This is a genomic window from Bradyrhizobium vignae, from assembly GCF_004114425.1.
In the GTDB taxonomy this organism is placed as follows: domain Bacteria; phylum Pseudomonadota; class Alphaproteobacteria; order Rhizobiales; family Xanthobacteraceae; genus Bradyrhizobium; species Bradyrhizobium vignae.
In genome coordinates this window covers 1-16,359 of sequence record NZ_RDQF01000096.1, presented here as the reverse complement: position 1 = coordinate 16,359, position 16,359 = coordinate 1, and the positions used below count along the sequence as shown (strand labels likewise).

Here is a 16,359-nt window from a genome sequence, read left to right as displayed (position 1 = left end):
GGATCGCCGACCGACTTGGTCGGCGTCGCCGAGATCGCCCCCTTGGCGTTGTCGAGCCCGGCCGGCTTGAGGATCGTCGGCACGAAGTTGCTGCCAATCGGCAGGAACTGCTGCGCGCGCCAGCCGAGCTCGCCCGCTTTGCGGATCGCCTGCGAGGTAAATTTGCCGGTCGACGCATTGAGGAAGACGTTGGCGTTGGTGCTCGCCAGCGCCACGACCTGCGAATCGACCGTGGGCGACGTGACTTCGTAAGGCGACGCCGCGACAATCTCGGCCTTGGGATCGAGCCGGGCCAGTTCGGTTTTGAAGCTGCGACGATATTCGCGGCCGTAGTCGTCGTTCTGGTACAACACGGCCACGCACGCACCGGGCGTGTGCTCGGCCACCAACCGCGCGTAGATCGCAGCCTCGGTGCTGAACAGCGTCATCCCCGAGATCGTATAGGGACTGGTCTTCGGATCGGCAAAGCGCTCGCTGGCCGCGAACACGAACAGCTGAGGGATCTTCTTGGCGTTGAGATATTTCTGGACCGCAGCGTTCTGTGCGGTTCCCATGCTGCCGAAGATCGCGACCGCCTCATCATTTTCAATCAGCCGGCGCGTCTGCTCTACCGCCTTCGGCGGACTATAGCCATCGTCAAGCGAGATCAGCTTGACCTTGTGGCCATTGATGCCGCCGCGATCGTTGATCATCTGGAAATAGCGGGTCTGCACCCTTGCCGACGGCGCTCAGGGCCGACGCCGGCCCGCTATACGGCATGGTCTGCCCGAGAACCAGTTCAGTGTCCGCCGCCCTGGCCGAACCGCAAGTAGCCAGTGCAGCCGCCAACACCAATGTCGCGCAAAATCCGTGCATTGCGCTCCTCCCCCGATTTTTCTTACCTGGAATATTCTTCCTAGGAAGCTATTTGTCAACCCGCGCTACGCGGCCGCAATTGGCCGCTGCGCCGCGCGGCCAGGCACAGGGCTCGAGCGAGACCAGGAACTTGCGAGGCGACACCTGAATTTGGCGGTGCTAGATTGCTGGAGCATGATGTCGGCGCAATTGGCCCGCGCGGTGAAGGGGACTGGAAGGGAATGAAGAAGAGCAGCGTGTCACACCGCGGCGAACCCGCGATCAAGCAGTCGCCATCACCTGACTCCGCCAAGCACGACGTCGCGGTCGAGGTCAACGCCCATCCGTGGCGGCTGGATCTGGATTGGCGCTGGCATCAAGCGGCGCTCGAGTACGGCTGTATGATGAGCATCAATCCCGACGCACGCTCAATTGCTGAGCTCGATCACATGCATTGGGGTGTCGAGATGGCGCGAAAAGGCGGCGTGCCAGCGGACCGAGTGCTCAATGCCATGCCTCTGTCGGACATCACGCGATACCTTCGCCGGCGACGGCGCTCCTTTGCACGTGCAGCCTGACGGACGATGGCGGGCCTACCTGCGTCATATATTGAGCGCGTCGCTGAACTGCGCCGGGCCCTGCCGCCGGTGGCAAGGTGAAAAATTACGAGTTCGAAGGCGACGTACCTGGCCGTCATGAACCTCTTCACTGCAAAATTGTCGGCTGGGCGATGCGCGATCACGTGCAAGTCGAGCTCGTCTCGTCCGCCCTGGCCATGGCGATCCACCAGCAGCGGCCAGAGCCCGGATTGATCCACCACCCCGATCGCGGCGTGCAGTAAAACCCGCGCAAAGCTTGCATCACGTCGCAGGTATCGTGTGATCTCGTGTGTTCGCTAACCCAGCCCAGGCCAGCGGAAGTGCTACAGCACAGAGAGCTGCCATCGGAAAGAAGGCGGCTCCGGGATGCGAGGCATACAGAATGCCGGATAAGAAGGTCAGCGCCACAGTTACCAAACCTGAGCCAAATGCGTAGAAGGCCTGCGCGGTTGCGGCGGCGCTTCTCGGGATCAGATTACCCATTATGCGCATGCACGCGAGATGAAGCAAAGCGAAGGTCAACCCGTGTAGCGGCTGTATCAGCGCAAGCGCCAACGCGGAGGTCGTCAGGCCGGCAACACACCAACGCACGATTCCGGCTCCGGCCGCCAAAACAGCTGCACCGCGGGGGCCCCAACGATCGAGGAATGCCGGACCGATGAGCAAGAACACGAACACTTCCGCAATGACCGCTTCTGACCACAGAAAGCTGATCGCCGCAGGGCTTATGCCAGCATCGGTCCACCGTATCACAGCAAATGCATCGTGCATTGCGTGGCTGCCATAGACCAAAGCTGATACCAGAATTACGGTTCGAAACGACGGAATCGCAAGTAGTGAACCGACTTCAGGGACGGAAGACCAAGGCGCACGCTGCCGTACGGCCCGACTGGGCACACCGGGTAGCAATGCCGTGGCGCCAGCGGCCGCGATCAGAAGGCCCGCGTTCAACCAGATGACCGCAGAGAAATCGGCGGGGCTAATGAACTGGCCGACTCCGAGGGTCCCCAGTATGAAAGCTGCCGAGGCGGAGCCTCTTATCCAGCCGTACTCGAACCGCCTTCCCGCTATTCGAGGCTTCGCCACGTTGACCGATAACGCATCTGCGATTGACGTCGTGGGAGCAAGAGCAGCGGCCTGAGCTAGCGCGATAAGAAGCAACAAGAGGAAAGTATCGGCCGAGATCAGTGCGGCCGCGGCCGCGGCGGCCAAGGCAGCACAGCCTGCGAGCAGTAAACGCAACGCTCCGATCAGATCGGCGAGAAACGCGACCGACGGTCCAGAGGCGAGCCGCATGAGCATGGCGGCAGCCAGCAGCATTCCGATCTGCTGGGGGGCCAGGCCTTTCGTTTCAAAAAACTTTGGCCAGAAAGGAGATGCGACGCCGAACGCTGCGTACAGGGCGACGTAGAGGAGAATATACGCGACTGGTCCAGGAATGCGCAGTGGCTTGAGCCCTTGGGATGAGTTTGGCAGGCCTTAGTGGCACTGCCCTAAGAGGTATTGACCCGCCCGCCGCCAGCCACACTGAACGGGTGTTGGTCCGCCCGGATCGCGTCAGATCGTGGTCTCCACGTCGCCTTCTATTTGCGAACTAACAATCGTCGTCGAAGTTATATTGAGTCCGAGTTCCAGCGAAGTGTCGAATATCGCATGCTGACCAACTCCAGTTGCAATCTCCGTCCAGCCGGTGAGGAGGAACAGTGCTACCTCGAATCGCTGATCCGCGAGGATTTCGGGCGATGTCATCCCGGTGACACACTGGACGATCTCAAAAGGCGGGGGCCGCCTTTTCAAGGGAAGACAAGGGACTGCTGCGGGATTGGATGGCAAGAGCTGTTAGACGCGCAGCCGATGACTCGGGCCATAACCATTGATGTGGGTGCTACCCGGGAGCTGTTCGATGCCGGCCACGAGGTTAGTCCGACCAGGAAAGACGCATGCACAGAGGCCGCTGCCAGAAATGCTTTGGCAAGCCACGCCGGATATCGGTCGACAGCGTGATCATGATCTCTGTTCCTTAGTCTTTCTCGACAATGATCTGCGACTCAGCCGCCAAACCGGCCAGCGAATTTGCAATTGTTCGGCGCAAGGCATCATCTGGAGTATCGGTCGCCTTCTAGACAATAATCTGTGGTGCCTCGCTCCGTCGTGACCAGACCAGGCCGTATTTACGTACGAGGCCGCCCGCCTGTATCGTCTCAAGCGCCTCCGAAAGCGCATCGTGGTTGCCGAGATAGCCGACGGAAGTCCTCCAACTCACTCGATTCCAGTCCTCAACATGGCGCGAGCCAGCTCGAGCTCGCCAATCGCCTGCCGCAGCGCTCTGCGCGCCACCCGCTTGTCACCGTTCGCACAGGCTATGCTCAGTTCCTTGAGGTGTTGAACCGCCGCTTCAGCGTGGGCGACAATATCTGCAGCACCTGCAAATCCTTGTTTCTTATCCATGGTCAAACCTTCTTGCGAAGAGTCGCCGATGTTCTCGACTGGCGCAGGTCTAAGCTGTCGGCGAGGCGTCATGACGTTTCAAGATCCCTCTCCTCTTGTGGCTGTACGCCCGCGAGATGGTGGCCTACCGCCGCTCGCGAACTAGGAGCGGAAGCTGAGTTGTTTCCATCTTGCTTTTGTTTCTCCCATCTAAGCGGCAATGCAGCTCTACGACTTGCTGATTCGACTTGCTGCGCCTGCGAGTGCCGTTCAGCTATCGGCTGAGCGAGCCGAAACGCCACAGGCGCCCCAGGTATGGGGTCTTCGCCTGCCGGTTTAATGAGCCCGCGTGCAATGAGCCTCTGCAATGCGCTTGTGAGTTCTCGATGGCTGGCCGACATACCTGCATTCGCGGCCAAGCTCTCGATCGTGATGCCACGCCCCTCACGACCGTGGCGAATAGCGCGCCTTCCAAAGTGCGGCCGTGCGGTCACCCTACGCGCCACTAAGCCGCTGCAGTTGTCGCAACGTCCGTTGCATTTGGCTGAAGCGTTCGATCGAGCCATTCAAGCTTTCGCCGTCGTGGATGCGGCACGAGGGGGGCAACTGCAGTCTCGTTGTGCGCGACCGTGCGAAGCTGCCGGTGATGCACCGGCGATTCCAGTAGCGTGTACTGTATTCCTTGCCGACGGGCATAGGGAGGCAACGCATAGTTGCCGCCCTATGATCGCAGTGTGCGCGTGAATCTCAGCAGTACATGTTTGAGATATTCGTGCAAGGTAGCCTCGCTACCGCTGCCAAGACAGTGGAAGGTCGTGGCTGTCAGGCTCCCGAGCACGAGAGGCAGGGTAGGTTTTTCGGGTAGAACCTCCTCTAAAACACCAGAAACGACATACGAAATAATCAAGACGGGGACCGATACGAGTGTCGTTGCCGCGAGCACAGCAATGGTTATCAGCCCGACGGGAATCGCAATCGGGAGCGCGAGGAAAGAGAGTAAGGTTAGGGCCAAACCCCTGAGCTGATCACCCAATCCGATGAAGTAGAGCGCGGCATTTAGCAGGGCCAGCACGGCACCAAGAGCAAACGGAATTGCAAACAGTATCATTACGAAGACGAGCATAACCGCGAGTGCGACCAGCAGCTCACGTGGCGATGCTGTCTTCACCCCTGTGATCCACAGGAGAAATGCTGTGCCCGCGATGAGTTGCAGGATCTTGATCGCAAGTTCGAACAGAGATCGGCTGCTCAGTAGATAGATCAAAGGATTGTTGGCGCATTGGGTGCCCAGACGTTGCGGCGTACATTCCCACCATTCAAAAAGCTGATAGGAGGCGAGTGCGTGCAAACTCTCCTCGTTCCAGTGGGAAACGGTTGCCCGTAATCCAACCAGCGCCAACACTTGCAGGGCGAGATAGAGCAGAAGAGAGGAGCCAAACCACACGGCTGCCGTCGCCCAGAAGGAGCTTTTGCGATGCTCGCTCTCACCTTTGGGTTCTTCTTCGTGTGGTGACGTATTCACCATCTTGTGGCGTCCTGTGAGCCGAACCGAGCGGCAGCCCGTCTAAGCGCTACAGCATCTAATCAAGGTTGGTGCTTGCTCATCTTGTTCTCCGGTAGAGGACCTCGCCTCGTCGTCCGAGAACGGGTGCCACACAGTCCTAATCTCCGACGGTCCTTGCGACAACGATGCAAATCTCGGCGGCATCCTAGAGCTTCCTCGTACAAAAGACGGCATAATCCGAGCAGCGCGTAAGAGAGCGCAGCACTCAGTTTGTGGCCGCGGGGCATGTTCCTGCCTTCTCACCCGTGAAGCAGAAGTCGCGGAGCGTTGCACATTTACAACCCGCACAGCCGTTGGAGGGAGTAAGCTGGTCGACCAGAATGACTGAAACATATTTCGTGCTTACTTCGATAAAATAGGGGCGAAAAGTGTTCGATGTCTATCGCAATGGGAAGCGCGACTTGCTCGTTCTAAGTACCGGGTCCCCCATACCCGCGGCTTGCTCCTCAAAAAAATGGCGCAAGAGCAGAAAACGAATTCTCAAAGTAAGCGACGAGATTAGGTCCAAGGTTCAGACACAAGGGTATTACGTCCGGAATCTCCGGATCGCGAAGGAGCGACCGATTTAGTTCAAACGCTTGAGCCTCTTCGGGTGCGATCTCGGCAACGTCGCCACGAGTAAACCGGCATGCTCGCTTGCTGCGCGTATCACCCTCGGGGTCTGCGCGTTGCACAGCCGTTCTCGCCGAATTTCGATAGTGTTCGGGTCACAACCTACATACTGCGATACCTGCTGCCCGAAACCTGATAATTGTTTGTCAAGCGCGTTGGCGTAAGTTCTTGAATATTCTAAGGGCGGATCGGCGTGGCCATGGTTATCGTGGCGAGGCTTAGTTCGGGTTGGCCCGTCGTTGTACTCGCGCATACCTGTAGTTTTCATCGCGTTTTTGATCGTCTTCGGCAACGCCGCCGAACCAAATAGAGATTTGCGACAATGTCGTCGGTGCTCAAATTTCGCCAACCGCATAACGCGAAGTCTAAGACAACCCCCTTGCGCCAGAATTGCCTGACATTCTGGCCAACATCGCCGCTCTGTTGTCGCAAGTGCAAGCTCTCGACATCCGAACAACAGATGACATCCGTCAGGCCATCTTCATTCTCGAACTCGCGAACGGCTGCATCCGATTGCTCGTCGGACAAACCAAACTGAACGAAGCGACCAGAACAAGTTTGCTGGCTCAGTCGGCGAGGATCGATTTGCTTATCGCAGAGACGCGCAGGGAGACGGCGCATTTATTTGGAGAAGCTGATTTAACGTTGGGGATTGCGGATGATGGAAAACAATCGAAAGGCACACCGTGTTCGGTTTGAACACAAGCATACGGTGAGCATCATGGGGGTCGATGGGACGTGGCGACGAAGCTGCATTCTCGTCGACGCCTCTGCAAGCGGTGCCAAGCTTGAGGTCGAGGGCTCAACAGACCCCCTGAAGGCGCAGGAATTCTTCTTGGTTCTGTCCTCCACTGGTCTGGCATTTCGACGCTGCGAGCTGATTTGGGTGGATGGATCTCACGTCGGAGTTCAGTTCGTCACCGCAAAGCCCAGGGCGAACGCAGGGGAACGTCTCGTCCGCTCACTATGAGCGTGGTCGGACGCCCCGCATGAAAGCACCAAAGCCAAAGCAGTGGACCGAGCAGGAGGTTCGGCGCTTAGCCGCGCTCGCTCGGCAGGGAGCCGGTGTATCGAAGATAGCTGCCGAGTTGGGCCGCCACGCCGGCTCGGTGAGGCGGATGGCGCGGTCGATCGGAATACTGCTGAAGAAGTAGTACGCTTCGCGACGCCTTATGCACTTTCCGTAATTTTACGGACATTGCTCATGATGTTTGCTGTCTACTTGCGACCGATTTTGTGACGAGCGCATTTTTTTGGACAGTTGGCGCATGAGTGTTAAAGCCCTTATGGCAACGATCCTTCAGAACTCGCATCGCGCGGCGTGCATGCATTGACCCCCGCTCACTATGAAGCCATCGTAGAGCGGCTACTCGAGCAGCTCAATGAACTCGAGGTCGCACGATGAAACTGAGAGAACCGCAAGCGTTCACGCCCTAGTGGGTTGAGATCAATCCATTTGCTGTAGCAACTATCCAACGATTGCCCCAGCGGGCGATCGACTCAATTCGCCCGATGCCGGGGATCACGTCACCCCGTGCTGCCATTCGAATCCCATCAGGCCCTTCGAGCACCGCCGTTCCGCCGCGAACGTCGAGGACTGCCCATCCTGGAATGGTCGTCGGTCTTGTCTCGGGGACCGACAGGAGCTGCCCCGCAGGCGCGAGGGAGCTCGTCACAGACGCGTCCGGCTCGAGAGCATCCGCCGATTGCGCCACACTTGGCGCTTTGGCCACAGGCTTCGCAGCAACGCTCGCGATGACTGTGGAGGGTTGCCCCAAAGCAGGCGCTGTTCGCGAAACCGACGCAATCTTTCGGACGCCTTCGGCTTTACCGCCTGCCCTTGTGTTCGGCATGCGGCGCGAAGCCGTTTCTAACTGAGCAGGTGGGTTGAGAGCCGACATCGCCGCAGGACCGTACCACGAACCAGCCCAACCCAACCCAAAGCCCACACCCAAAGCGGCCGCGACGAGCCAAATAGTGAGTTTAGGCCAGCCCGGCGCCAATAGCGCCAAGATCTCATCTCGGCTGGAAGTCGAGAAATCCGATTGATCGCGAGCGATGGGCCACGTGACTTCGCCACTGGAGTGATCTGGGGCGATCAGGATCCTTTCCAAGGTATTTGCATGGTGCAACTGCATGCTTGGGCCCCTTGCGGTCACCAATGATCCTGCCGGAAGCTAAACCAACCCTTAACAGCCGGTGCGCGCGGCACGAAGCTAGACAGCTGTCGCGCGAGGAGAGAGCAGAATGGGACTACCAACCCGAGAGACCGGGGCGCACGTGAATGCCGCGATACGAGGCCTGTAGCTTTGCCGAACAGGCCCAACTTTCGAATGAAACTGACCCGAAAGCGAATTGAAAGGAGCGCGCTGTGACATAGGTATAGGGACCTTTGCGTGGGAAGCACCACCAGTTTATGGGTTGTATTTTCCCACCTCCGATTGCATATTTTTCCTGTTATCGATGACGGCCTATTGCGTTCAACAATTACGGTTTTCCAGTAATGAGTAATCGAGGTCGGGTTTACAATTATTCGACTATGTTGGGCGAGCGGGTCGAGTGCCTCGTCGCACTATTTCGAGAACTGCAGACCCTCCGACGTCGCCTACGAGCCGCTCAGGCGAGAACGATTGCCAGGACTAGCCGTATCCGCAAAGCCGGTCGTAGAAGGAGAGTGCTTCGGCGGAGCTAGCTGTCGCAAGCTCGTAGAGCCGTTCAGTGCGACAATCGAAGTTGCCACTTCGTCGCTCCAGTCTTGCGGGGGCGGAATCAGCCGCCGGACGCTCCATTCTTGGCAAGATACGCTTCAACCGGTGCAATAACTTTGGACTGCAATCCATCAATGATATCTTGGGTGTCGTCGTATCGACTGACAGGAAGAACCCAAGGAAACTTCCGATAAAAATCGAACATGCCGGGTTCAATTTGTGACGAAAGGATAATCGGCTGCACCGGCACATTTGGAAGTTCGGGCACGAGGCCGCGGAGTTCTTGCAGCACGCTCTTTGCGTCCGATAGATCGGCCACAACGAACTTCGCCATCCGTGCCAAAAGCGCAATCGTCTCGTCTGTACTACGATGTTTTGGCGCCTCGAAGTCGAAGACAACAGCAACGTAGCCCCGAGTTGCGACTTCGGTTCGCAAACTGTCCAGTACGGCTTTCCGTTCCGGTGTAAACCTCCCTAGTATAAGAACGACCTTGGAGGTTATTCCGTCGATCACTCTCCTCAGTTGCATGTTGTCGATCATGAGATAAAGAAACTGGCCGATCTCAATATCGTCCACAGTGATCTCGGGCCCAACGTCATCCGTGATGACAATGGAACGCTGTATTGCTCCCTGAACATTCAGTCCCCAAGTGGCCGCTCCGTAAATCCGACAGCCGGTGAGATCAGCATTCTCAAGATTTGTTTTGACAAGTTTAGCGCCTCGAAGGTCCGCGGAACGAAGGTTGGCTCCCGTGAGGTCCGCTTCCGTCAGATCACAACCACGCAAAAGTGCCCCGCTTAAGTCTGCACGCATAAGTTTAGACCGCTGAAGATTTGCATTCGTCAAATCCGCGCCATTCAGATTTGCATCGCTAAGGTTGGATTCAACGAACGTGGCTTCAGACAGGTTTCCACCAGCAAAGGTCGCCTTAGAGAAATCAGCGTAATAAAATGCTGTCCATTTCATCTGTGCCCGAAATAGATTGATGCCTGATAGTTTAGCGTGAGCCGACCCTCTGAGATCAAATGTCGGCCTCCGCGTCATGAGCAGCGTTTCGCATACGTGATAGTAGGGTGCCTGCTGACTGAGGTCGGGTTCGATGACATCCGGGTTCTGCTCTCGCCAGATGTTCCATTTCTCCGGACCGGACGTAAGCAATTCGACCAGGTTCTCGCTCGCCATTTGCACCCCCAGGTCAATCAATGCGGTTTGCACTTATTGATATTAGGCGAATAAGGTCCTGATGCAACCCGAATGCGACCCCGCCTGAAGCGCAGAGGTTGAACAGCACGAAACGGCAGCCGGCAAGTAACTTGCGCAGCAAAGCTCGACTGCACCGACGAGCAGGCGGCGAGACGTCGGCGATCAGCTCGTTGCTGTTTTTTTAGATGCAACGTCGAAGGAGTCGAAGCGACCGCTCATCCTAAGTAGAAGGCCTGTCTCGGCTAAGCCTTCCGTTTCCCGTGACGCCTTTCGAGGCTTGTCCGCCATTTATGCGGCCAAGGCCGTAAGAATACGGTGTAGGGTGCGTTCAAACTCGACAACCGTCTGCTTTCGGGCGGATGGTGTTCAAGCGCCCTCCTTGCCGAGTTCACGTTGAGCCTGCCCTTTAACGCGCTTCGATCACGCTGTGGCTCGGCGCTAATGTGTCCACGTTCTGGCTCACCGCTCTTGCCTTGCTGTCCGGTTTGGCTCGCCGTCTTCTTCCGATTGTTCTCCTGCGCGTCAAAGCGCACCTGCCGGCAATCGCGACGGGCGTGTCGAGAGGGGCGCGGAGTAGCAACAAGCTATGCGACGCTCGTGGTCAAGCATTGCAATGTCAGAATCCGAACCGACTGGACGTGATCAAGTCTTGTCTAGTTCGTCCGTTGCTCAGAACCGAGTCATATTAGCGATTAGCCCGGCGCAAATGCCGGGCTTATTCGTGCGCTCGTCTTCGCGGCTCAGCTCGAAGCGACGAGCACGTGCGCCGGCGAGCCGGTCATATTAGCTTGGGGATCACACGAGCAGTCTCGCTTCGCAGCTCAGCCCTCGAGCACGCTATCATTTCCCTTAGCCGCTGGTGTGGTCTCGCGCTCTGGGACCTGCGAGCGATAGCGCGACTCGCGCTCACGAGATGCCGGCCGTTCAGACGGACTGCGACCAATCTTAGCTTGGAGTTCGATAAGGTCGGTGAACACGTCGGCTTGGCGGCGGAGCTCGTCGGCGATCATCGGCGGCTGGCTCACAATGGTTGAGATCACCGTGACCCGCACGCCGCGGCGCTGCACGGCCTCGACCAGGGGGCGGAAGTCGCCGTCGCCCGAGAACAGCACCATCTGGTCGATGTGCTCGGCGAGCTCCATGGCGTCCACCGCGAGCTCGATGTCCATGTTGCCCTTCACCTTGCGGCGGCCGGAAGCGTCGATGAATTCCTTGGTCGCCTTGGTGACGACGGTGTAGCCGTTGTAGTCCAGCCAGTCGATCAACGGGCGGATCGAGGAGTATTCCTGGTCCTCGATGATGGCGGTGTAATAGAACGCCCGCAACAATGTCCCGCGACTTTGAAATTCACCGAGTAGGCGCTTGTAATCGATGTCGAAGTTGAGACTCTTAGCTGTGGCATAGAGATTGGCTCCATCGATGAAAAGCGCAATCTTACTTGGACCTGACATGATGGGCGATCTCTAGACGTGAAGTGTCATGCTGCGGGCCCAGTGCATGTGAACCCGCCAATGAGACGGCACTTCCAAGGTTATTCATCGAAGCGTGACCTCGCAAAGCTATACCGTAGTCCTTTAACCTTCAAACAGTTTTGTCGGTCGCCGGGACTAATTAGCAAGCTCTCGCGGCCATCGGTGAAGTATTCCGCCCGGGAAATTGGGTCAGCGCTGTCGATTGTTCTCCGCGCGGCAATTCTTTTGCAGTGCAATCGTGAGCACGCCCGACCCTTGCGTTGCCCTAGCGGGCGCGCGCAAGCGCAAGGCATCACTGCCCGAGAGGGACCGATCTCCCGATCAATCTCCCTTCCTTTACGAACGCAAGGCGCGCTCGAGCGCTAGGCCAATCGGGTCCGGCGACCTGTTCCGTCCTCCCAATCGTACGCTATCGGACCGCTGGCGCGTAGCTCGTTGCGCAAAGCAAACAAGAAAAGATTTGGTCCGATGCTACGTGCCGCGCTCAGTTCTCGAAGCGCATCCTTCATTGACTGCGCACGACCAGGGTCGGTCGTGACCGTTAGAACGCGGAATGTTTTCCACGCAAATTGCGATTCGTGCTTCTTGGCAGCATGTGCAGCAATGTACGCCTTCATTTTACGCGCGAAGCTGGTTTGCGCGACATCGGCGCGCGTGATCGGCATCGTGCCCCGGTCGATTTCCACCATGAAGCAGCGCCGCGAGCCGTCGGAGAATCTGATTCCGAAGACCAAGTCCGGCACAAGCCCGATCTCCTGAGTTTTCCCGTTATGCGCCACACCGACTCGCATGCTGAGCGGATCGCGCATTCTGCGCGTCTGCTCTGGAAATTCTGATACAAGTTCAGCGGGGTGGATCACAGCGATGTCGCCGCGCTGCCGCACCGCACGCTCTTTGTAATAGGGGATGAGAACCGACCCACGGCCAACTGTAAAAACATCGGGGGCGTGCAATGAGTAACCGTAATCGGGCGTACAACCGCGTTGTCCTGTGCCTGCGCGCTCAGGCGCTTCTTTCTCAGCTTGCCGAACTTGAGACCCTTCGAGGCCGAGTGCAAGAGGCCGAGGAAAATACGGCTCACGGTCAGTCGGCAGACCCGGTGAAGTCAACCGTTCACTGATTGATCGCGGGTCTCGCGGTCGAGCGCGTGCTGCTGGGAGGGTGCGCTGCATCACCCGATTGCGCGCTCGCGTCAAAATACCAGAGTGGTAGAATACACTGCAAGAATTCGCACCAAACAGGGTGCATCGTGAGTGCTGCAAGTACCGGCGACGCGCGAGCGATGAACATCTTGCGCGAACTACACGAGGCCGAGACGGAGCTAGTCGGCAAGACCGTCGTTTTGAGTGACGGCAAGGCTGGCACAATTGATCGCGTCTTCCTCGATGATGAGCACGGACTTCGCATCTCGGTCGTGGGACATGACGGTCGCTGGCCGATTTCGACGGTGAAGCACATTGAAGACTGATCGGCCGTGCGCTCGGTAGCTGTGCCGCCGATCTATGGCGTCTCAGTCCGCGCATCGGCAGAGCGGGCAATGGAGGCGCGCAAGGTCTCCGACCGGCTTGCCTGTGAAGCGTGAATTAAACGCATGCTTGCCTTCCAAGGGCCTGGCCCAGCCATCGCCAGCGCATCGAGGATGCCCTTAACGCTGGTATCTGTATCTCGAAGTGAAGTGCCTCGGCTGCGAGACCCATCAGACTGTCGCACTCGATATTGTGTGGCGGCCGAAGACGACGGCGATCCATGAGCTGGAGCGATACATGCCCGTTTCAGCGTCTTCGCCTTGGCGCTCGCGTCCACACATCACGCTCGTTAAGGAACTGGTTACGGGTCGCTGTCACCATTCCCCTATTAGGCCGCCATAGGCGGCAGCCAATTCCAACAACGCTTTGATTTTTCGACACGCCCGGTTGGCGGTCTCTTGAAGGAGAGGCCCAATGTTTAAGGGCTTCACGGTGGCAGTTGTGGCGCTGATTAGCACAGCGCAGCTGGATCGATATTCGGTCGGTACACCGACAGGGCCACGGATCTGCTGCGGCAAATCGGGCGCGCATTTGGGGTCTAGCTAATTCTTTGGCGTGGAGGTGCGTGATGGATATCTCATGGGCTGATCTCGATAGCGATGAACAGCGCACCATTGCGGTGTTGGGAGCCGGACTTTCCATTGAACTGTGCGACCCTCTTGCCCTCCAGACGTTAAGGCGGCTCGGTCTCATCATAGGGGCCCATTTGACCGCTGCCGGACACAATCTGCGAAGGGATGCCGTTGCGAAGCGTGTCGCGGGCTGATCGTTGTGGGTGTTCATTGAGACTAGGATCGGGGACGCCAAGCGCAATCGAGCTTATCGTGGATGCTTACGTCAGCCTCAATGACAGGATAGCTCTCGACGATTTGCGCATACAGCGCCGGAAGCTGGTCGTGGACCTGAAGGCGCGCACCGACTTTGACTGCCGGACAACCATTCAGCAGATCGAGGAAAATATCATCGTGATCGAGGCTGGGCTGGCGCAGCTGAATGGTGCGGCGAAAACCTAACCACGCAAAGACATTTCGTGCTCGACTTAGATTATCCGCTCCTTGGTGACCCGCAAGCTGCGAACGTAATAGCCTTGGTTTTGAACAGCTGACTTGGCCGTCGTCGAGATGAGCCGGGGCAGACCACAGTGCTCAAAACGAAAGGGACGCGCAACGACAATCGCCATGGAACTTCAGGTGATCGGCGACCCTCGAGCCCAAAAGCCCGCGATCTCCGAACATCTGGTCATCCGGAAGATCGCTTGGCGGCTGATGGCGCTGATCATAGTCTGCTACTTCTTCGCGCACTCTAAGTACCCACTGCTCTGCTACGGGTAACTTGCCATCGCAGATCGCCCGGGCAATTGCCTCTATCAGCTCGTCCATGCGAGCGCGGATAGCGGCCTTCCGATCTTGCTGATTCATCAGCCGTACCTCCGAGGTGAGGTACAAAAAACTAACCTAAGTTAAAGTTCCGGCACGGGCCCGGCCTGCAGTGAAGCATCCCTCAGGCCTACTAACGCGGCGGCCGGAGGAGGTCTGAACCTGTCACAGCGGGCGACCAAGCCGGTCCCACTCTTCCATCTGGAGGTCGCTGACTTCCTCGCGCACCCAACGCTCAATGTCCTCGCGGCTCGGGGCCTCGACACTGAGGGCGGCTTCGACCTGCTCGCACATGTCAGCGGCAAACTCGGCGGCCAGTGTCGTGGTGCTCTGGTCCTCAAGCTTCAGGTCATGCCGCTTAACGAACCACGTGGCGATTTGAATTACGAGCCCCCGCTCCCAGTCCTCGGCTAGTTTCACAGGAGCCTCCGTCCGCTCGCCCTGTAGCCGCTGCCGGCTGTGTCGCTCTCTTTGCCCATCAGCGCATCGACGCTGATCGGGCCGCCGCCGGAGGCCGAAAGGTAGAGGCAGGCGAAGCAGAACAGAATCGCGGCGGTGCCGCCGTTGATCAGCGGCAGGAACACTGGCGAGCCGCTCTTGAACATGTGGCCCAGGAAATAAGCGAAGGCCATTTCACCCGACAAGATGAATGCCGAGAGCCGGGTGAACAGGCCGAGCATCAGCGCCGCACCGAGCACCAGTTCAAGGGGGCCTGCTGCGTAGATCAAGGGCGGGATGTTGGCGAATTGGGGGACCGCCGGAAACTTGAAGATCTTGGCGACGCCGTACTGGAACAGCAGCAGGCCGGTAACCAAGCAAAACAGGCTCAGGAGAAACCGGCCGAAAGGGCGTGAGAAAATTGAAGTCCATGGGGGCGCCTCCACCAATGCTGCCCGTATTCTATAGCGCGGAACGCTCGCCGGCCATGGCTAGGAACGAGGTGAGCGGAGCCCCGTTTGGCGTCCATGCACAAGGTCTGGCTTGCGGTAGTCGTCTCGGCGCTGACTGTCCTGGTCGCCGCCTTGGCCGTGGCGGTGCTGATGGTGGTGCCGATGCCGGTCTAGCGCGGAGCGCTCGCTACCCACGGCGCGGGGGCGGTTCATCTGGCCGAGCCCGGCGGAGAGTGTGGTGACGATCTCATCGGCGCAGCTCGGCTATCTCTTGTCCGGGATCGACTGGCGGCACCCACAAGAGACGTGGCGGCCGACATCGGTCGGATGAGGCTTTGAGCTTCCCGGATCGTGATGGATGTGATTCCATTATCGTCGTGACCACATCTGAATCGCTCCCCACCGATCTTGCCGCTGCGCATGCAATGATCTTCGCGGAGCGCGCCGCTCGTCTTCAAGCGGAAGCGGTCGCGGCGGGCGCCAAAGCGGAAGCTGCCGACGCGAAGGCGGCCGAGGCCCTGATCAGTTATCTCAAGCTCGAGATCGAGAAGCTCCGTCGCCAGATTTATGGTAGCCGGTCGGAGCGCAAGGCACGGCTCCTGGAACAGATGGAGCTTGAGCTCGAAGAGTTGGAAGCAACCGCAACCGAAGACGAGCTGGCGGCCGAGAGGGCGGCGGCCAAGACACAGACCGTCAGGTCCTTCCAGCGCAAGCGGCCGTCGCGCAAACCATTCCCGGACCATTTACCGCGCGAGCGTATCGTGATCGCCGCACCGCAGAGCTCCCTTGCTAAGCCCATGTCATGGCGGCCGAGCGGCTTCATGCCGATGATAGGACGGTGCCCGTGCTGGCCAAGGGAAAGACCGACACGGGACGGTGCTGGATCTACGTCCGGGACGACCGACCCTTTGGTGGTGCAGGCCCGCCGGCTGCAATGTTCTACTACTCACGCGACGGGTCGTGAATCCGGATACGGTTCAGGCGCAGATCCAGAGCGGGATCATCTTCGGTGCGACGGCCTGTCAACGGCGCACGGAATCTCCTCAGAAGTGGCGCCGCAAAATTCCCCAGTTGGCGGGATGGCGATCAGCCGTCGACGTGATCAGCACCTCCGTCTTTTGGTGGCCGGCCCCGCCGTTTCAGGGTC

17 protein-coding genes and 4 pseudogenes are annotated in these 16,359 nt (G+C 58.5%); 11 read left to right on the top strand and 10 right to left on the bottom strand.

Going from position 1 to position 16,359, the window contains the following annotated elements:
• Positions 1-713: ABC transporter substrate-binding protein (locus tag EAV90_RS37750; RefSeq protein WP_164937281.1), on the bottom strand; the 713-nt coding region annotated here is incomplete at its 3' end.
• 429 nt (positions 714-1,142) lie between these two features.
• On the opposite strand from EAV90_RS37750, the pseudogene EAV90_RS37745 reads away from it, so the two are divergent.
• Both EAV90_RS37745 and EAV90_RS37740 read left to right on the top strand, forming a co-directional pair.
• A pseudogene (locus tag EAV90_RS37745) lies at positions 1,143-1,412 on the top strand (DNA polymerase/3'-5' exonuclease PolX); the annotation flags it as partial.
• 134 nt (positions 1,413-1,546) lie between these two features.
• Positions 1,547-1,672: pseudogene (locus EAV90_RS37740) on the top strand (IS3-like element ISPsy37 family transposase); the annotation flags it as partial.
• 22 nt (positions 1,673-1,694) lie between these two features.
• Here the strand turns inward: EAV90_RS37740 and EAV90_RS37735 are convergent.
• From EAV90_RS37735 to EAV90_RS37715, 3 genes are all read right to left on the bottom strand, one after another.
• Positions 1,695-2,852 (bottom strand): MFS transporter, encoded by a 1,158-nt coding sequence (locus EAV90_RS37735; RefSeq protein WP_283810528.1) that lies wholly within the window; start codon positions 2,850-2,852, stop codon positions 1,695-1,697.
• Positions 2,853-3,692: 840 nt separating this feature from the next.
• Positions 3,693-3,881, bottom strand: a complete 189-nt coding sequence (locus EAV90_RS37720; protein ID WP_129146328.1) for a hypothetical protein — start codon at positions 3,879-3,881, stop codon at positions 3,693-3,695.
• Positions 3,882-4,581: 700 nt separating this feature from the next.
• Positions 4,582-5,385, bottom strand: coding sequence for a hypothetical protein (locus EAV90_RS37715; RefSeq protein ID WP_129146327.1), 804 nt, complete (start codon positions 5,383-5,385; stop codon positions 4,582-4,584).
• A 407-nt stretch (positions 5,386-5,792) separates the two neighbouring features.
• Here EAV90_RS37715 and EAV90_RS41050 point away from each other — a divergent pair, with 407 nt between their 5' ends.
• The 3 genes from EAV90_RS41050 (at position 5,793) to EAV90_RS37700 (ending at position 7,006) form a co-directional block, all read left to right on the top strand.
• Positions 5,793-5,993, top strand: a complete 201-nt coding sequence (locus tag EAV90_RS41050; protein ID WP_129146326.1) for a hypothetical protein — start codon at positions 5,793-5,795, stop codon at positions 5,991-5,993.
• Positions 5,994-6,426: 433 nt separating this feature from the next.
• Entirely contained in the window at positions 6,427-6,735 is a 309-nt protein-coding gene (locus EAV90_RS37705; protein WP_164937280.1) for a hypothetical protein, read from the top strand.
• Complete coding sequence (locus tag EAV90_RS37700; RefSeq protein ID WP_129146325.1) at positions 6,695-7,006, top strand: PilZ domain-containing protein; 312 nt, start codon at positions 6,695-6,697, stop codon at positions 7,004-7,006. The genes EAV90_RS37705 and EAV90_RS37700 overlap by 41 nt, the downstream gene beginning before the upstream one ends.
• A 1,799-nt stretch (positions 7,007-8,805) precedes the next feature.
• Here EAV90_RS37700 and EAV90_RS37690 read toward each other — a convergent pair.
• The 3 genes from EAV90_RS37690 to EAV90_RS37680 all read right to left on the bottom strand — a co-directional run bounded on the left by EAV90_RS37690 (position 8,806) and on the right by EAV90_RS37680 (position 12,373).
• Positions 8,806-9,927 (bottom strand): pentapeptide repeat-containing protein, encoded by a 1,122-nt coding sequence (locus EAV90_RS37690; protein ID WP_129146323.1) that lies wholly within the window; start codon positions 9,925-9,927, stop codon positions 8,806-8,808.
• An 842-nt stretch (positions 9,928-10,769) separates the two neighbouring features.
• Positions 10,770-11,399 carry a LabA-like NYN domain-containing protein gene (locus EAV90_RS37685; protein WP_129146322.1) on the bottom strand — a complete coding sequence of 210 codons (630 nt, stop codon included), beginning with the start codon at positions 11,397-11,399 and terminating at the stop codon, positions 10,770-10,772.
• Positions 11,400-11,782: 383 nt separating this feature from the next.
• Entirely contained in the window at positions 11,783-12,373 is a 591-nt protein-coding gene (locus EAV90_RS37680) for a hypothetical protein (protein WP_129146321.1), read from the bottom strand.
• 329 nt (positions 12,374-12,702) lie between these two features.
• Here EAV90_RS37680 and EAV90_RS37675 point away from each other — a divergent pair, with 329 nt between their 5' ends.
• The 3 genes from EAV90_RS37675 to EAV90_RS37660 all read left to right on the top strand — a co-directional run bounded on the left by EAV90_RS37675 (position 12,703) and on the right by EAV90_RS37660 (position 13,959).
• On the top strand, positions 12,703-12,888 hold the full coding sequence (locus EAV90_RS37675; protein ID WP_129146320.1) for a PRC-barrel domain containing protein: 186 nt from the start codon (positions 12,703-12,705) through the stop codon (positions 12,886-12,888).
• A 626-nt stretch (positions 12,889-13,514) separates the two neighbouring features.
• Entirely contained in the window at positions 13,515-13,712 is a 198-nt protein-coding gene (locus EAV90_RS37665; protein ID WP_129146318.1) for a hypothetical protein, read from the top strand.
• Between the two features lie 58 nt (positions 13,713-13,770).
• Positions 13,771-13,959: a hypothetical protein gene (locus tag EAV90_RS37660; RefSeq protein WP_347338832.1), complete on the top strand. Its 189-nt coding sequence runs from the start codon at positions 13,771-13,773 to the stop codon at positions 13,957-13,959.
• Positions 13,960-14,091: 132 nt separating this feature from the next.
• Here the strand turns inward: EAV90_RS37660 and EAV90_RS39965 are convergent, their stop codons facing one another.
• From EAV90_RS39965 to EAV90_RS37650, 3 genes and pseudogenes are all read right to left on the bottom strand, one after another.
• The gene (locus EAV90_RS39965) at positions 14,092-14,364 is read right to left on the bottom strand and encodes a hypothetical protein (protein ID WP_164937279.1); all 273 of its coding nucleotides are present in this window, start codon (positions 14,362-14,364) and stop codon (positions 14,092-14,094) included.
• A gap of 123 nt (positions 14,365-14,487) precedes the next feature.
• Positions 14,488-14,742 (bottom strand): hypothetical protein, encoded by a 255-nt coding sequence (locus EAV90_RS37655; RefSeq protein WP_129146316.1) that lies wholly within the window; start codon positions 14,740-14,742, stop codon positions 14,488-14,490.
• Positions 14,739-15,192 (bottom strand): annotated as a pseudogene (locus EAV90_RS37650) (DoxX family protein). Before EAV90_RS37650 ends, EAV90_RS37655 begins: the two are co-directional and overlap by 4 nt.
• A 231-nt stretch (positions 15,193-15,423) precedes the next feature.
• On the opposite strand from EAV90_RS37650, the gene EAV90_RS41925 reads away from it, so the two are divergent.
• The 3 genes and pseudogenes from EAV90_RS41925 to EAV90_RS40270 form a co-directional block, all read left to right on the top strand.
• Positions 15,424-15,543, top strand: coding sequence for a hypothetical protein (locus EAV90_RS41925; protein WP_129146331.1), 120 nt, complete (start codon positions 15,424-15,426; stop codon positions 15,541-15,543).
• 94 nt (positions 15,544-15,637) lie between these two features.
• A pseudogene (locus tag EAV90_RS37640) lies at positions 15,638-16,167 on the top strand (transposase domain-containing protein); the annotation flags it as partial.
• Positions 16,168-16,172: 5 nt separating this feature from the next.
• Positions 16,173-16,359 (top strand): hypothetical protein (locus tag EAV90_RS40270; RefSeq protein WP_208738580.1); only part of this gene is annotated, 187 nt, incomplete at its 3' end.

What these genes read in the sequence shown, in the direction of transcription:
- EAV90_RS37720 (WP_129146328.1), bottom strand. Translation starts at nt 3,881, where the DNA reads ATGGATAAGAAACAAGGATTTGCAGGTGCTGCAGATATTGTCGCCCAC.
- EAV90_RS37715 (WP_129146327.1), bottom strand. Translation starts at nt 5,385, where the DNA reads ATGGTGAATACGTCACCACACGAAGAAGAACCCAAAGGTGAGAGCGAG.
- EAV90_RS37700 (WP_129146325.1), top strand. Translation starts at nt 6,695, where the DNA reads ATGATGGAAAACAATCGAAAGGCACACCGTGTTCGGTTTGAACACAAG.
- EAV90_RS37690 (WP_129146323.1), bottom strand. Translation starts at nt 9,927, where the DNA reads ATGGCGAGCGAGAACCTGGTCGAATTGCTTACGTCCGGTCCGGAGAAA.
- EAV90_RS37685 (WP_129146322.1), bottom strand. Translation starts at nt 11,399, where the DNA reads ATGTCAGGTCCAAGTAAGATTGCGCTTTTCATCGATGGAGCCAATCTC.
- EAV90_RS37675 (WP_129146320.1), top strand. Translation starts at nt 12,703, where the DNA reads ATGAACATCTTGCGCGAACTACACGAGGCCGAGACGGAGCTAGTCGGC.
- EAV90_RS37665 (WP_129146318.1), top strand. Translation starts at nt 13,515, where the DNA reads ATGGATATCTCATGGGCTGATCTCGATAGCGATGAACAGCGCACCATT.
- EAV90_RS39965 (WP_164937279.1), bottom strand. Translation starts at nt 14,364, where the DNA reads ATGAATCAGCAAGATCGGAAGGCCGCTATCCGCGCTCGCATGGACGAG.